Annotated in this window: 12 protein-coding genes; 1 reads left to right on the plus strand and 11 read right to left on the minus strand. The window is 61.8% G+C overall.

Features of this window, described 5'->3' with window-relative positions; genetic code table 11:
• Window positions 1-16 precede the first annotated feature (16 nt).
• Window positions 17-907, minus strand: coding sequence for an NAD(P)H-dependent oxidoreductase (locus tag BME24068_RS14115; RefSeq protein ID WP_239007595.1), 891 nt, complete (start codon window positions 905-907; stop codon window positions 17-19).
• Between BME24068_RS14115 and BME24068_RS14120 the strand changes: the two genes are divergently transcribed.
• Window positions 886-1,764: a LysR family transcriptional regulator gene (locus BME24068_RS14120; protein WP_174926445.1), complete on the plus strand. Its 879-nt coding sequence runs from the start codon at window positions 886-888 to the stop codon at window positions 1,762-1,764. The genes BME24068_RS14115 and BME24068_RS14120 overlap by 22 nt on opposite strands.
• 733 nt (window positions 1,765-2,497) lie before the next feature.
• Here BME24068_RS14120 and BME24068_RS14125 read toward each other — a convergent pair.
• The 10 genes from BME24068_RS14125 to BME24068_RS14170 all read right to left on the minus strand — a co-directional run bounded on the left by BME24068_RS14125 (window position 2,498) and on the right by BME24068_RS14170 (window position 14,691).
• Window positions 2,498-4,285: an ATP-dependent helicase gene (locus BME24068_RS14125; RefSeq protein WP_174926446.1), complete on the minus strand. Its 1,788-nt coding sequence runs from the start codon at window positions 4,283-4,285 to the stop codon at window positions 2,498-2,500.
• Window positions 4,278-6,077 carry an ATP-dependent nuclease gene (locus BME24068_RS14130; RefSeq protein ID WP_174926447.1) on the minus strand — a complete coding sequence of 600 codons (1,800 nt, stop codon included), beginning with the start codon at window positions 6,075-6,077 and terminating at the stop codon, window positions 4,278-4,280. Before BME24068_RS14130 ends, BME24068_RS14125 begins: the two co-directional genes overlap by 8 nt.
• Window positions 6,078-6,152: 75 nt before the next feature.
• A complete protein-coding gene (locus tag BME24068_RS14135; RefSeq protein WP_174926448.1) occupies window positions 6,153-8,375 on the minus strand; it encodes a S8 family peptidase in 2,223 nt (740 codons plus the stop codon).
• On the minus strand, window positions 8,372-9,529 hold the full coding sequence (locus BME24068_RS14140; protein ID WP_174926449.1) for an AAA family ATPase: 1,158 nt from the start codon (window positions 9,527-9,529) through the stop codon (window positions 8,372-8,374). Before BME24068_RS14140 ends, BME24068_RS14135 begins: the two co-directional genes overlap by 4 nt.
• 228 nt (window positions 9,530-9,757) lie before the next feature.
• On the minus strand, window positions 9,758-10,009 hold the full coding sequence (locus tag BME24068_RS14145; RefSeq protein ID WP_174926450.1) for a DUF2274 domain-containing protein: 252 nt from the start codon (window positions 10,007-10,009) through the stop codon (window positions 9,758-9,760).
• A gap of 11 nt (window positions 10,010-10,020) precedes the next feature.
• On the minus strand, window positions 10,021-11,313 hold the full coding sequence (locus BME24068_RS14150; RefSeq protein WP_174926451.1) for a TraB/TrbI/VirB10 family type IV secretion system protein: 1,293 nt from the start codon (window positions 11,311-11,313) through the stop codon (window positions 10,021-10,023).
• Between the two features lie 2 nt (window positions 11,314-11,315).
• Entirely contained in the window at window positions 11,316-12,305 is a 990-nt protein-coding gene (gene trbG, locus BME24068_RS14155; protein WP_174926452.1) for a P-type conjugative transfer protein TrbG, read from the minus strand.
• Window positions 12,302-13,006: a conjugal transfer protein TrbF gene (trbF, locus tag BME24068_RS14160; protein ID WP_174926453.1), complete on the minus strand. Its 705-nt coding sequence runs from the start codon at window positions 13,004-13,006 to the stop codon at window positions 12,302-12,304. Before trbF ends, trbG begins: the two co-directional genes overlap by 4 nt.
• Before the next feature lie 12 nt (window positions 13,007-13,018).
• Window positions 13,019-14,401, minus strand: coding sequence for a P-type conjugative transfer protein TrbL (trbL, locus tag BME24068_RS14165; protein ID WP_174926454.1), 1,383 nt, complete (start codon window positions 14,399-14,401; stop codon window positions 13,019-13,021).
• Window positions 14,398-14,691 carry a hypothetical protein gene (locus BME24068_RS14170; protein ID WP_174926455.1) on the minus strand — a complete coding sequence of 98 codons (294 nt, stop codon included), beginning with the start codon at window positions 14,689-14,691 and terminating at the stop codon, window positions 14,398-14,400. Before BME24068_RS14170 ends, trbL begins: the two co-directional genes overlap by 4 nt.

Here is a 14,691-nt window from a genome sequence, read left to right on the forward strand (position 1 = left end):
AGCATGCTCCGACGCCTTACCCGGTGACCCCGGGTTTCAGCACACCATGCTCGTCCCAGTCATCCCATCCGGGAAACCGGAGCGGCGTATCCGTCTGCCAGTTCGCGAGGCGGCGGGCAAGGTTTTCACGATGCGTGGCCAGCTCGGCGATGAATGGCGCATCGGCCTGATACGCATAGCCGCCGCGCGTGTCTTGCACGCCGTGCGCAAGCACCGGCTTCAGCACGTCGTAGCCCATGTAGTACAACGAATAGTGGATCGGCCACAGCAACAGGTCGATGTCGCCGCTGCGCCCATCCGGGGCGAATGTTGCCGCCGGCGCGCCGGTCGTGACCGAACAAATTGCGCGCCGCCCGCGGAAATGGCCATGATCGTAACGCCGACTGCCGGTGTACAAGCCCCCGTTCACGAACACGCGATCGAACCATCCCTTCAGCATCGCGGGCGCAGCGTGCCACCAGATCGGAAACTGGAAAATCACAAGGTCGGCCTGCTCGAGCCGGCCGATTTCCCGACGAACGTCCTCGGGCAGCGTGTCGTGCGCGCTCGCGTGGCGCTGCTCGGCCAGCGCGGAAAAAACGTCGTCGTTCGCCCGGCACCGGTAATGGCGCGGCGCCTCGACCGGATCGAAGGCTTCCGCGTATAGATCCGACACGTCAATTTCATGGCCGAGCGTGCGCATCGCCTGCGCTGCGGTGTCGCGCAGCGCAGCGTTGAACGAACGTGCTTCCGGGTGGCAATGGACGATCAGTGTGTTCATTTGCGACGATCCTCGATGGTGTAAAGGATGTGGCGATCTCGCTGCTGCGGTGGCCGGTATATGCTTGCTACGGTACACGCGGCGAAAATGCGCGGGAACCGGCCAACTTCGCAAACGAGGTTTGCATGAATGAACAGCGAATGTCATGGGACGATCTGAGATTGGTGCTGGCCGTTTCGCGGACCGGGTCGCTCGCGGGTGCTGCGCGGCTACTCGGAACCAGCCACGCGACAGTGTTCCGCCGACTGTCGGCGATCGAGACGAGGCTGCGCGTCAGGCTGTTCGAGCGGACTCGGACCGGTTATGTGCCTACGCCGGACGGCGAGGATGTCGCAGCTGCCGCCGCAAGGATCCAGGACGAGGTCAATGGCATCGAGCGACGCGTGGCCGGTCGCGACGCGCGCCCGTTGGGCACCGTCCGCGTGACGACAACCGACACGCTGCTGTCGGGGCTGCTGTCGCCGATGTTTGCCGCATTCCGGCGCGCCTACCCGGAAATCGCGCTTGAGGTGTCCGTGTCGAACACGGTATTCGATCTGTCGAAGCGCGAGGCCGATGTCGCGATCCGCCCGTCGTCGTCGCCTCCGGGCACATTGATCGGCCGCCAGATCGGGACAATCGCGCAAGCCATTTATGCGACGCCAGCGTGGCGCGCACGTGGCGATGATCTGGAATGGATCGGCCCGGACCCGAAGATGGGCTACCGTTCGCTGGAACAATGGATGTGCGCGCAGGGGGCTGACGCGCGTTGTGCGTATCGGGTCGATACATTGCTCGGCCTGCTCGCCGCAGCGCGCGAGGGCCTTGGCGCGGCCGTGCTGCCGTGCTATCTGGTCGACGGTGATCGCGATCTGGTGCGAATCGGCGGCCGGATCGATGCACTGGCGACGGACCTGTGGATGCTGACTCATCCGGATCTTCGCAAGACCGCCAGGATTCGTGCGTTCTCGTCGTTCGTCGCGGCGTCGATCGATACGCTGCAAGCACGTCTCGCCGGCGCGTAGCGCAGCGATACCGGCCCACGTATCGACGCTTCGCGCGCACGACATGCCAACCTGCTGTGCAAGTGGATCACGAAATACTTGATGGCGCGCGAGAAAGGCCGCTCATCGGCACCGCAGGATAATGGCAGCGACGGGCAGGATCAGAAGCCTTATATAAATCTTGGATTTGGGCTTCAGATTGCTAGTACAGCGTCAGGGATCGGGATATCTGTTGATGCCCGGAAAGCCGGGTAAAACAAGCTTTCCCGGGAAGACTTTTACCGTCAAGGACGGTAAAAGTCTGAATCGTGAATGCGAATGTCGGCCTCGGTTCTTACCGTCAGATTTATCGTCAGCCTTTTTTGCTGGCCGGCGGATAGCCGCCGATAGGTGCCGCGACGCATTGACTTGAAAATCAACACGTCACGACAGTTTTTCGATAGCTGGCGATAGTCCTCGAAGGACGTCAATTCACTCCCACTCGATCATCAACAGGTCTCGCAAGCCCGCATGGTTAAAGGGTTTGGCAGTGATCGACATGGGCCTTTACCGTCGCTTTTACCGTCATAAGCGTCAACCTTTTGCCGGCGCCGTAGATGGAGCAATTTGCGGGGCGGCGATTCTGGCTAGTCCATCGTCAATCAGTAGACATGATATCAAGGGCACCCCGCATGCGCAGCATTATGCCACCTAGAACCATTCGTACCGCAGCTTTGCCCCCGCAGGAAGGCTGCCGGCGCCGAATGCGGGGCCGTCAAGCATCCTCGGCTAGGTGAATTTCAATTTCTTCCACAAATGGCGATGAACGCCCCGCACTGTGCACTAGATGAACCTCAGACTTGGCCCGGGTAAAGCCTACGTAAAACAGTCGGCGCGCCTCGACGACCTGCTGCGGACCAACTCCGTTGCGCGGTAGCCGTCCGCGGTCCATACCGAACAAGAACACCACGTCGAACTCCCTGCCCTTTGCGCTGTGCAGCGTCGACAGTGTTAGCCGATTCAAATGCTCGCCGTCGCCAGCCAACTCTCCCAGAACCATATCGGCACGATCTCCCTCCGGAGCAATCCGGGCAGCAAAGACAGCCAAGGTGTCCATCTCATCCCTCAGCGCAGGGCATTCGGAGGCAAATGGTTCGATCACGTCTCTCGACAGTCTTGCAAGCCAACCATGTAGGTTCAGGTTTGCATCCCGGCTATCCCACAGCGCGGCAATCAATCGGCGATGAAAGTCCATCGCCTGTTCATCACCATTTATGGACTCTGCGAACAGTCGCCGCCCCTCCTGCGTCAGGCGAGTAAAACGCGGCTTCCCCGTTCGCCATCCGCCACAACACCATTGGCCGCATAACTCCAACCACTGCATGAGGCGACTAGAACGCGGGTATAGGGCATTGCCGTCTATGCGCACAATTGGGATGCCGGCAGCTTGCGCCGCGCCGGCAACCGCATCGCCGATCCAAGCGGCTGGGTAAAGCACCGCAACATTGCGATAGCCGAGCTGCGGGTGACGCCTCAGCGCTTGCGGAAGCAACTCGCCTACAAGGCGTGCCGCCTGCTGCTCATAGGTGCCGCCAGTGGGGTGGATATACACCGTTCCTTGGACCGCAGCATCAGCAGCCTCGTAATCGCGCTCTTCGCCCAGGGCCACGCGCGAGGCAACTACGATACGGTTTCCACTGCGATAGTTCAGCCGCAGACGCACTGTCTCCACGTCCTCGCGCTCGGACAGTCTGCGGAGCAGATCGGGGCGAGCCCCTGTGAACCCGTAGATCGATTGGTCGACATCGCCCACGGCAAAGAGCCGCATGCCGGCACGAAAACATAACCCCATCACCATGCGATGCAGCGCTACACCAAGGTCCTGGTACTCATCGACGACGAGCACGGGATACTTGGCGAGCAGTGCCCGCTGCAACCACGGGTTGTCACGCAGCGCTCGCACCGCCAGCAAGGGCATGTCATCGAAGTCGATCAGGCCACGGCGACGTAGTTGTGCTTCGTAGGCCTCAACAAGGCGCGCAAGCTCTGGTTCGGTATCACGCCATTCTTGACTTTCGCGATTTAGGATTGATCGGCGATAGTTGCCGAGCCGGAATTCCCAGTCTTGAGGATTGCCGGGCGCTTCGATCGTGAGGTTCACCGCTTCGGCCAGCGCCGCCTGTCGCTCAGCTCGGGTCGCCACACCGAAGCCTTCAGGCAGACCCAATCGGGCGACCTTGGCATAGGGTAAGAGGATCTGCGTAAGCGAGAAGGAATGCACGGTCCCAACAAACACACGTCCACCCGGCGCTACCCCGAGTGAAGCCAGCCGATCTTCTAGCTCGCGCGCGCATTCATTGTTATATGTGATGCAGGCGATGCCGCGTGGTTCCGGTACGTCCTCCGCGAGCATACGCGCCAACTTTGTCACGAGCGTCTTGGTTTTCCCGCTCCCGGGCCCCGCCAGCACGACGCAATGGCCACGGGATTCGTATGCTGCCCATTGCCCCGCGTTGCGCTGGATCTGCGCAGCCGCCCGCAGGTAGGCCGCGCGATCAGACACGGTCGACCACGTAGGTAATTGCGCGCGCAATGTAGGGGGGCGGTGCGATACCCTCAATGCGAGACGCCAAACGCTGTGCAAATCGTCCTTTTCCGACGGCTTCAATCAGCTTCAGGTAGTTCTCCCGATTCAAGGTCTCTGGGTCGTCTTCCCACTGAATCACCCACGCCTGCCGTTCCTCGCTTAACCTTTGCTCCCGGAGTGTTTCGATGATGGCCGCCGTGAAGTCTTCATCTTCAAACAAATCGACCTCTAATGTGTCGAGATTGGTGAAAACTCCATACTCCTCACAGCGGTCAGAGAAATCGCTGTACTGCTCGATCCTCCTTATTTCCTCGATGAGCCCACCCTGATCCTCACCCGTTCGTACTTCCTCAATAGTTTTTACGAGTCGCCAGGAACGGTTGTAGCCGAGAGGTGTCCGTTCACCCTGTGGATCCCAATCGGTCACTATTGAGAACGGAATGCCAAGGGCAGCAAGGAATTTCGAGTATGGCGTGAAGTTCGTGCCCGCCACCGAGCACACCGTGATACCGAGATGATCGAGATCGTGCCCCATAGAGGCGGCAAACACTGGCAGCAGGAATTTTTCAGCATCTCCTTCGACCAGGACAATCCCCCGAGCGAATAGCATCTCAGCACGCGTCACGTCGAGGTAGCGCGCAAGATCGTCCTCCTCTTCATCGGTAAGGTCGATCGACGCGGCTGAGGCGGCCACAGTCTCCTCGCCAGCCGTGTCGCGTAGCAGCACCAGGGAGCGCAGAGGTGCGACGCTGGCAATGTGGGGCGAGTGCGTTGTCAGGAGTAGCGAGAGCTGTTCGTTCCCCTCCTCGCCCGCGAGACCTTCAAATAGATGGCGATACACAGAGCGTTGCAGATGGGGGTGCAGGTGGGCCTCTGGCTCCTCAATCGCCAGTAACGTGTGGTCCCGCCGGTTCTCTCCCATCAGTTGGCGAAGTTCCAGGGCCTTCAAAGTCAGGAACGCTACATTGGCCGAGCCGAGACTGGCCTCGCTAATTGTGCGTAGGCCGCCATCGATCAGTAGCCGAAGATTGCGGAACAGACGTGTCACGTCAGTCGTCCCGAATCCCAGGCTGGGTTCGATATCCTGCTTGGGACCACTCATAGATGCGAACAGTTGCTGCAGAGCCCGCTCCAAATGCTGCACCGAAGGGAAGTCCGCCAGTTGTCCCGTCGCGGCCTGGACAGCATTGCGAACATCTGCGAGGTCTTCGCCAGACACGCTTGCAAAGGCGCGTTCGAGCAAGGGCCGCAAAGGCGAGCGGCGCCACGTCGCTAGATCACCTTCAGCATCGCGCAGCGCCGGCAGGAGGTCCATCGCAATGCGCCGGCGCACTTCATGGCTAAACCGCTTCGTCTCGACTTCACCGCCAAAGCAGATGAATTCGTAGTCGTCGTCGCATTCCGGTGTCCTCTCTAACCCAGGAATTGGCCGAAACTTATAGGTAAGCCGCACCGTGTGCGGATCATCGTCAAGTCGAAAGTCCGTGAGCTGGGCGAGAACATCTAGGTCATCCTCAAACTCCTGCAATTCTACGGAGACAGTAATCTCTTCGTCTTCGAGTGGCTCTCCCAATCCATCCCAGAAATCGCCCTGCCCAAGCTGTCGACCGCTGTCGGGCAAGCTTGAATCGAAAACAAGTCGCAATGCATGAAGCAGGTTGCTCTTACCAACGCGGTTCTCGCCGACGATGACGACGTTTCCATCTACGACGACGTCCACCTCGCGAAAGTTGCGAAAATTGCTAACGTAAATTCTCGTGAGTTTCATGCCTCATCTCTTCTTGAATTATGTCTATCGAAGCCGGCACGGCGTGGCAATGAGATGCCCCCTACGCATTTGCCGCTACACACGAATAGGCAGAGTGACCTTCGGCTGAATGGGCACCAACATCTTGGCGTAGGCGCGCAAAATGTCGTTGTACAGATCCGCGTGCTTGGGTGCCTCGACAGTGATAATTAGCGCGTAGCGAATCTTCTCCGCACTTGTCGTCGGCGCACCGGCCTCGCGTGCGTTGTAGTGGATATCGAACACGGGGTTATCCAGGCTAGTGCCGCGCATGGACTTGTGACCGTGCAGGACCGTCTCCCACTTGCCCATGTCGGAACGACGCTCCTCTTCCGTAGAGTACTTCTTCATATCGAAGAAGCCCTTCGTGTCCGCGTTGCTCTTGCCTTCCTTGACCTTCTTGTCGCTGGGCCGGAACACGATTTCCAAGCCGGCCCGCGTGTAGGCAACGGCATCCTGCGGGTCTGTGGGCGACGCATAGCAGAAGGTCGCCTTCAGGCGGATGTTGCCTTGCAAACCACCGGCAGGCAGCGGAAGTGACGCACGCAGATATTTTCCCGGTTTCAGCTCACCCTGATAGACCACCCTCGCCACGCCGGTTGGGCACGTAATAACATCCATCAAGTCTTCTGGGATCTTGCCCCAACCCACTTCTAGCTTGTCGTGCGTGGACGAGTCTGCTGCGTGAACGAGCAGGGCCTTGATAGCCAGCGGCGTTAAGTCCGCGCCTAGAATCGCTCGGACACCGACGGCATTGCGCAATAGATATGGCGACGCAAAGCTGGTACCCAACTGCGGCACCAGTGTCGGCTTCGCACCTGGCGCCAACACATGAAAATACTTGGAGTTAGCGGCATCCCCGCCGAAGGCCATGAGGTCTGGCTTCACCACGCCGGGGCTACGCCCCGGCCCAATGGCACTGTACGCGGCGCGTGACCATGATGCGTCGATGTTGTCGGCAGCGCCCACAGCTAGCGCATTGACGCAGTCCGAAGGTACCTGCACACGGGCGTTTCCTACCGACCTATCCATTTGACCATTGTTGCCAACAGCCACGGTCATCAACGTCTCGCCATCGCTGAGCAGGTCGTCGATCACGGAAGTCCAGGCATGCACATCCGTGTCATCAATTGGAAGATCCGGCCCGAGACTCAAATTGATGAACTGATACTGTCGCGACAACAGCACTTCTTCGACCAGTCCCAGCGTACGATACAGCTCCAATGGGTCTTCCGAGTCAGTCTCGCGATCCAGAACGCGCAAGTGATCGACGTAAGAGTAAGGCCGTGCAGCGGTGCTATTCGGAGCGATTGGGCCGAACAGGAATGCCGAAGTCACACCAAGGCCATGCTCCAAGCCGCCCGGATCGTCCTCTGCCTTTTCATCCAGAACGCGGTAGGTATGCAACCATGGCGCAATGCCGTGCAGCTCGGGCAAACCGCCATCGAGGATAGCCACCTTAGGCTCGGACGATAACGGCTGTTCTGTCGGCAGACTGCACGCCACCGTCACAGCCGCCGAACGCTGCACGGGACGCATACCACGCAGCTTCGGCATAGAACGAATTACGCGAACAAATGAGAATTCGGCCAGACGCACAACGTTGTCATGCGCACCTTCAATCGGGAGGAACCACAGATTGCCAGCGCTAAACGCCAAGTCGGCATGGATCTTCACGCCGACATCAGCCGCGTACTTGGCAAATGCCCGCTGCACGAACTGATCATTGTCGCCAGGAAGCATATGGATGCCAACCTCGAAGAAGCGATCCTTTTCCTCGCCAAGCGAAACGATACGATCCTTCGGTTCGAACGCGGAAATCCGCTCGATATGCGACAGATCCTTCGCTTCGCTCGACCCCTCCTCCAGTTGCCCTGCCCAGTCCTTCAACTGACGGAAGGCTTGGCGCCTGCCCACCACGAATAGCTCTGTGGTGGTCGACTCCCGCGGCGGTCCCTTCTTCGACCAGCCGTCCGGCGTAAGTTTGACTGCCCTGCTGCCGACCGACTCAAGACCTACGCTGCGCAGCATGGCCACCGGAAAAAAAGAGCGCGCAATGTAGCTGGGATTGAGCGCGAGGCGTGCTACCCCCAAATCCCCCGGGCAGGCGTTGTCAGGCAAGGTATCGAGGCTTGCTGCAACGTCGAGGAACTGCGGTGTCAGTCGACTCCTCGCCTGCTGCAGCGTGTAGACCTCAGCCTTATCCATGCCGCGCTTCGGCCCCTTGATTTCGTGGGTCAGCAACTCGCCACGCCCGATCAGGAAATTGGTCTGGTTCATGCCTCACGCCCCCGTTTTTTGGGCGCGACGGTCGATCCGTCGCTTGTGTACTTGCGAATGGTGTCTCTGCTCACGCCGGTGATATCCGAGATGCTGTGCTGGGACAAACGCGTCTGCTTAGCCAGCAGCACCGCCATATCGATGCGCCCCTGACGGTCCAGCGACAGAGCGCGCGCCTTGATGAACTCTTCGATCAAATCTGCATCTGGTGTCGTCCCCAACGCCACAGCACGTCGGAAACGCTGTATCTCGCGCTCGATGTCGCTGAAGGACTGGCCGCGAAACGCGAAGGCCAGAATCTCGATCCAACGCCCAAACAGGGCGAAGTCCGGCCCCAGGAAGTGCTTGATTGCCTCTTTGACTGCTGCTGCCTCTGGCACCTTGAATTCGACCACGAGGTCGAATCGACGCCATAGCGCCGGATCGATCAGTTCCGGATGATTGGTTGCTGCCAGTAGCATCCCCGTCGCCGGCCACTCATCAACCTCCTGCAATATCACGGTCACCAGCCGCTTGAGTTCGCCGACGTCAGTGTCGTCGCTACGTCGTTTGGCGATCGCGTCGATCTCATCCAGCAACAAGACACAGGGGACACGTTTGGCAAAATCCAGTGCTGCGCGCAGATTGCTGCCACTACGTCCCAGCAAGCTACTCATCACAGCAGTCAGATCGAGTACGTACAACGGCACGCCAAGTTGAGCTGCCAACCAACGCGCTGTCAGCGTTTTGCCGACACCTGGCTGACCAACAAAGATGGCAGAGCGCGTCGGCGTCAAGCCCAGTGCGGTGAGACGGGCTGTTTGCTTGCGCTCCTGAATTAGCTGACCAAGGGACTCTTCTAGACTGGCGGACAGCAGTGGCGCTTCGCGATCCGGAGAGTCCTTGAAAACCTTAAGCAGCGACAAACGCGATTCATCATCCACCGGCAGCACCTGTTCGGTGAAGGACGGCGCGGCCGCCTTGCGCAATGGCGCCCCCGCCCGATGCGGCTTGGCGCGAAGGAACAAATCCACCTGCTCAGCCAACTCTGGCTCGGTGCCCCGATACTTTCTGACCAGCCTCGCAGCGAACAGACGAACATCCTCCGTCTGCTCAGCCAGTGCCAATCGCACAATCTGGGCTAAATCAGCCTTCAAACCACTCAATTCGCCCATAACACGCACAACCCATTGATTTAAAATATATTTTATTGAAACAAAAACGGACTAAGCGTATTGTCTCACACTTTTCAGAGGGCTGTGAAGGAGATCGGAAATGTGCACATCGCGCCGATCTACCTCCTACAGGAGGCAGGTGCCGACGGTGCGGAGGTGGCACAGTCCACCGCATCAGGCCCAGGGGCGCAGACAGCGGCGACTTATCGGAAGCGCGACAGATAGCTGTCAGCCGTCTTTGGCGATGGGCTTCGTGGCCGGGAATTTGTTAGTCCGCCGAAACCCTCGATCCCCAACCATAAAGGCCTCCAACATGTGCGGAATCAACGTCGTGGCATCGAAAGCCTCGCCATATGCTTGCGCGTGCAACGCGGCGTAGCGGTCAAGGTCAGCTTTTAGGCTGGACGGGCACGCGAAGGTCAGCTTGATGCTTTCGGTCTTCGGCAGCGGCCCCAGCCGCAGCTTGCGCGTCGTGTTCATCGTGAAGTCCCTCAGTTGAAGAACAGCGGTTGGTACGGTCGCAGCACCAGATCGCGGTTGACAATGATGCTGACCGGCAGGCCCGGCCGCTCCGTCAAGGTCGGCTGGATGTTGAGGTTGCGGCGTGTGAACTCCTGGCCGACCTGATTGGCCGTGTCCTGCGCGCTATCCCGGAACGCGATGACGGTATTGCCGTTGGCATTGCCCTGGTTCGAGACGGCCAGTTCGGAACCCACGCCCAATAGGGTAGACAGCGCGGCACCCGCCAGGATGCGTCCCCAATGCCAATCGACGCCGTCCTCCAGACCCACATAGCCAGCCGCATCGGCTCCGGCCAAGTTGTCCAGCGTGAGCGAAGACGTGTCCGGCAGGATGATGCGGTTCCACACGATCTGCACGCGGCTCTGCCCGTAGGCGACCTGGCTGTTGTATTTGCCGAGGATGCGCGAACCCTGCGGAATCAGCAGATAACGGCCCGTCGCCGTGTCGTACACCGGCACCGTCACGGTGCCGATCACGTCGCCCGGCAGGTCGGACTTGATGCCCGTTAGCAGCGCCGCCGAGATCACGGTGCCGGCCATCACCTGATACGGCGAGGTCGGCGTTTGCAGACTGCCGGAATTACGGGTTTGCGTAATTCCGGCAGTCTGGAACGCCTCTTTCTGGTCTTGCCGGTTCTGCACGGCGGTCGGGTCGGCCGGCTGCGCCGCTGTCGAGGCCGGCCCGGCGGCCTGTGGGTCGAAACCCGCCAGGCCGGACGCTGGCACGGCCGAGGCGATTTGCGTGGGCGCAACGGTCGCGGCAGCGGCGCGCTGCGAACTGCTGGAACGGAAGAACACCGACGAACCCGCCGCTGCTTCAGCTTCCTTGCGTAGCGCGTCGCGCTCGGCCGCCGCTGCATCTTGGCCAGGCTGCGCGTAGTTCGCTACGGCCGGCGGCTGCGACTTCACGATGACCGGGCCGAGGTCGCCCGGCAGCGGCGGCCCCAACTCGGGCACCTTCGTCGGCATTGGCGGCGGCAGCTTCGAGTAATCGGCGGGAAGCTGGCCGAGTTCTTCGGACTTCGACACGCGATCCACGTTGTAAAGCTCGGTCGTGTCGTTATTGCCGCGCAGGTGCTTCGGCTGCAACGACCACATCGTTGCGCCCAGCACCGCAGCACCGAGACCACCGGCCAGCAGTGCGAGTGTGCGGCGATTGAGGCGCGTCACCGGGCGCGGCTGCGCCCGCAGCTCGACGTTCTCCGGCGCAACCTTCGGCGCGGCATCGGGAACCGGTACGTCCGGGCTTTCATCCTGGCTCATGGTCAATTCCCCCGCGTGCCATCCGTGCGCTCGATACGCACCACGTCGCCCTTGTCGCCGCCCAGGCGCAGTTCGGCCGCGCCGAACAGCCGATCCACGATGTAGTACGGCGCGCGGAAGCGGTAGTTGACGAGTTGGCCGTCACCCTGCGAGCCGATGACGAACAGGGGCGGCAACTCGCCTTGGGCGATGCCGGGTGGAAACTCGATATAGACCTTCTCGCCGTCGTCGAAGGCGTGCAGCGGCTTCCACGGCGGATTGCTGCCGCTGATTGCGTAGCGGAAACGGATCTTCTCCAGCGACAGGCCGGCGTCGATCGGCGCGGCTGCTTGTGCCGCCCGATCCTGACGCTGCAAGGCGAGCATCTGGTCTTTCGGATACTCCCACGACACCGACGCCATCCATGCCTTGTCCGTCGAGGTCAGTTCGATCAGGTAGGTGCGCCGGCTGGTGCTGATGACCAGATTCGTCTTGAGGCCCGAGCGGATGGGCTTCACCAGCACGCTCACGCGGAGCGCGTCGCCCGCGCCGCTGGACGTGTCGCCGACGATCCAGCGCACAGTGTCGCCCGCAGCGACCGTCACCAGTTCCTCGCCAGCCTGCAGCGAAATCACGGTAACGCGCCCCGGCGCGGCATAAACCTGATACAGCGCGCCGTCGGTGAAGGGCCACACCTGAATCGCGTTGACATAGCCCTCGCGCGTGGGGGCCATACGCGCCTCGGCATTCGCACGCGAGACTCGCACGATTTCGTCAGCCGGTTCCGGCGCAGGCTTGGCGTCGTCCGCATCCGGCAGTGGCTTCATCTGCGCCGGCATTGGCAACACCTTCGGCACCTCCACCACTTCGACTGGCTTGGGCGGCTCGGACTGCTGCTGTGCCTGCACCGGCTCGTCGAGCGAAATATGCGGCGGCGGCTTGCCCTGCGAGGCGCAGCCTGGCAAGGCTGCCACGACCAACACGAAAGCGTAAAAGCGGAAAGACGGGTTCATGGCTTGGCTCCTTCGGACGCATCCAGCTCGCGGCTCCACGACAGGCCGTTGACGTAGATGCCGAGCGGGTTCTTGCGCAGCCGCTGTTCAGTGCGCGGGGTTTGCAGGACGATGGACAGCACGGCGTTCCAGCGTTCGATGCCAGCGGGCGCGCCGTTGACGAACCGCTGCTCCGTCCACCGGACGTTGAACGACCAATCACTGGCGCGCGTAACGCTGGTGATCTGCACCGTCACCGACTCCTTGCCGACGCGAGCGAACGGATCGTTCTTGCTGGCGTAGTCGTTGAGCACGGCCGCACCGTGGTCGGTCGTGTAGTCGTAGGCGTTGAGCCAGTTCTGCCGCACCACGATCGGGTCGATGGAGAGCGAGCGAACCAGCGTGATGAAGTTCGCCAGGTGGTATGCGATCTGCGCATCCGCCGGTCGATACGGCGTGGCGGCTTCGCCGACCGCGCGCACCTGGCCGGTCTTGTCCACCTCCACCACGTAGGGTGTGACGATGGACTGCGCCGATCGCCAGACCAGGCCGCCCGCCATCAGCAAGGCGAGCGCGAGACAGCCGAAGGCCATGAAGCGCCAGTTTTTCGCCTGCACGCGGGCCGAGCCGATGCGCTCGTCCCACACCTGCGCGGCGGCTTGATACGGGGTGGCTGGCTGCGGCGTGTCGGCGTAGCGCACCTGCGGTCGCTTGAATCGCATGGCTGGTTCTCCTCAATGGTCGGAATCGCCCAGGCTCGGGCCTTGCGCCGAGCCGCCGCCGTCGCCGCCGCGCAACGTGTGTGCGGTGGTGGTCGCGGCATGGGCGAGTTGCTGGCGGCGGTGCAGGCGCTTGGCCCACGCGGGTTGCGGCTGGTCGGTGGGGTTGGCGGCGGAGTCGCCGGATGCGGTCGCGCCGGAGGCAGCGCCACTGCTGCTACCGCCGGATGCCCTACCGCTCGCGCCGTCCGAACGGAAAGCAGCGGCAGCACGTTCCCCGAACGCGCGTGCGCCAGCGGCGGCCTTCTGGCCGACGGCCTGTGCTCCGGTCTTGGCGACGTTGCCGAAGCCCGCCATTGCACCTTTCGCGCCTCCACCCGCTGCGGCAGAACCGGCGTGGAACGCTGCTCCGGCGCTACCCGCCGTGGACGCGGCCATGCGCGCGCCCTTGCCGAGCGCGCTGGCGGCGGCTGGCGCCATGCGCGCCCCAGCCGCGACCGCGCCCCCGACGCCGGTAGCTGCTACGCCGATTGCAACCGCGGTGCCGGCCGCGCCTACGGCGGCGCCGGCCACCGCACCCGCGCCGAGCTGCGGCGCGCCGGACACGAGGCCGGTGGCGATGCCCGGCCCGTAGATGCCCAGCGCAAGCAAGGCGAGCGAGGCCAGCATCACGACCAGCGCATGATCGATGGACGGCTCGCTGGGCGTCGTCGGGAACTGCGCGAACAGCCCCGTACCGATGCCGACGATGACGGCCAGCACCAGTACCTTGATGCCCGCCGACACCACATTGCCGAGCACCTTTTCGGCGAGGAACGCGGTCTTGTTCCACAGCGCGAACGGCACCAGCACGAAACCGGCGAGTGTGGTCAGCTTGAACTCGATCAACGTGATGAAAAGCTGCACCGCCAGCACGAAGAAACAGACGATGACGGTCAGCCAGGCGAGGAACATCACGACGATGGGCGTGATGTTGATGAACACCTCGGGAAAGCCCGCCATGTCGCTGATCTGTTCGAGGATCGGCATACCGGCGTCGATGCCGGTCTTGGCGAGATGTCCCGGTTGCAGGAACGTCTCCATGCTCACGGCCGAGCCGGTGGCGGTCAGGCCGAGTCCAGCGAAGGAACGGAACACGACGCCGGACAGCATGTTGAAGTTGCCGATGATGTAGGCAAAGGCACCGACGTACAGCACCTTGCGGATGAGCTTCGCCATCACGTCCTCGCCCTGGTCGGTGGCATGGCCGAGCGACCAGTAAAGGCCCACCAGCGTCATGTCGATGACCACCAGCGTCGCGGTCAAGAATCCGACCTCGCCACGCAGCAGGCCAAAGCCCGAGTCGATGTAGGTGGAAAAGACACTGAGGAAGTGGTCGATGATCGAAACATCGTTCATGGCCGTTGCTCCGTCGATTCGCTGGGGCCGTCGAAGCTGGCCGGAATGGGCGGCAGGTCGGCGAGCGTCTGGTACTCGCCGGGGCCAACGCGCCCGGAGAAAAAGCGCCGCAAGTTGGCTTGTTCGACCTGTGCGTAAAGCGCGGCATCGTGCTGGCCGTGCAGGCATTGCCCGTGCAGCGCGTGCAGCCGCTCGGGGTCAGCGGCCAGCGCATCGACCGACAGCGCCTGCGGCCGGTCGCAACCGGCCAGCAGGCACGCAATGGCGAACAGGACGGGCGTGCGGTTCAT

Source organism: Burkholderia anthina (assembly GCF_902498995.1).
In the GTDB taxonomy this organism is placed as follows: domain Bacteria; phylum Pseudomonadota; class Gammaproteobacteria; order Burkholderiales; family Burkholderiaceae; genus Burkholderia; species Burkholderia anthina.

Excerpts from the sequence above, each read along its gene's own strand:
- BME24068_RS14115 (WP_239007595.1), bottom strand. The coding sequence starts at position 907 with ATGACATTCGCTGTTCATTCATGCAAACCTCGTTTGCGAAGTTGGCCG.
- BME24068_RS14170 (WP_174926455.1), bottom strand. The coding sequence starts at position 14,691 with ATGAACCGCACGCCCGTCCTGTTCGCCATTGCGTGCCTGCTGGCCGGT.
- trbF (WP_174926453.1), bottom strand. The coding sequence starts at position 13,006 with ATGCGATTCAAGCGACCGCAGGTGCGCTACGCCGACACGCCGCAGCCA.
- BME24068_RS14120 (WP_174926445.1), top strand. The coding sequence starts at position 886 with ATGAATGAACAGCGAATGTCATGGGACGATCTGAGATTGGTGCTGGCC.
- BME24068_RS14135 (WP_174926448.1), bottom strand. The coding sequence starts at position 8,375 with ATGAACCAGACCAATTTCCTGATCGGGCGTGGCGAGTTGCTGACCCAC.
- BME24068_RS14130 (WP_174926447.1), bottom strand. The coding sequence starts at position 6,077 with ATGAAACTCACGAGAATTTACGTTAGCAATTTTCGCAACTTTCGCGAG.
- BME24068_RS14145 (WP_174926450.1), bottom strand. The coding sequence starts at position 10,009 with ATGAACACGACGCGCAAGCTGCGGCTGGGGCCGCTGCCGAAGACCGAA.
- BME24068_RS14150 (WP_174926451.1), bottom strand. The coding sequence starts at position 11,313 with ATGAGCCAGGATGAAAGCCCGGACGTACCGGTTCCCGATGCCGCGCCG.
- BME24068_RS14140 (WP_174926449.1), bottom strand. The coding sequence starts at position 9,529 with ATGGGCGAATTGAGTGGTTTGAAGGCTGATTTAGCCCAGATTGTGCGA.
- trbG (WP_174926452.1), bottom strand. The coding sequence starts at position 12,305 with ATGAACCCGTCTTTCCGCTTTTACGCTTTCGTGTTGGTCGTGGCAGCC.
- trbL (WP_174926454.1), bottom strand. The coding sequence starts at position 14,401 with ATGAACGATGTTTCGATCATCGACCACTTCCTCAGTGTCTTTTCCACC.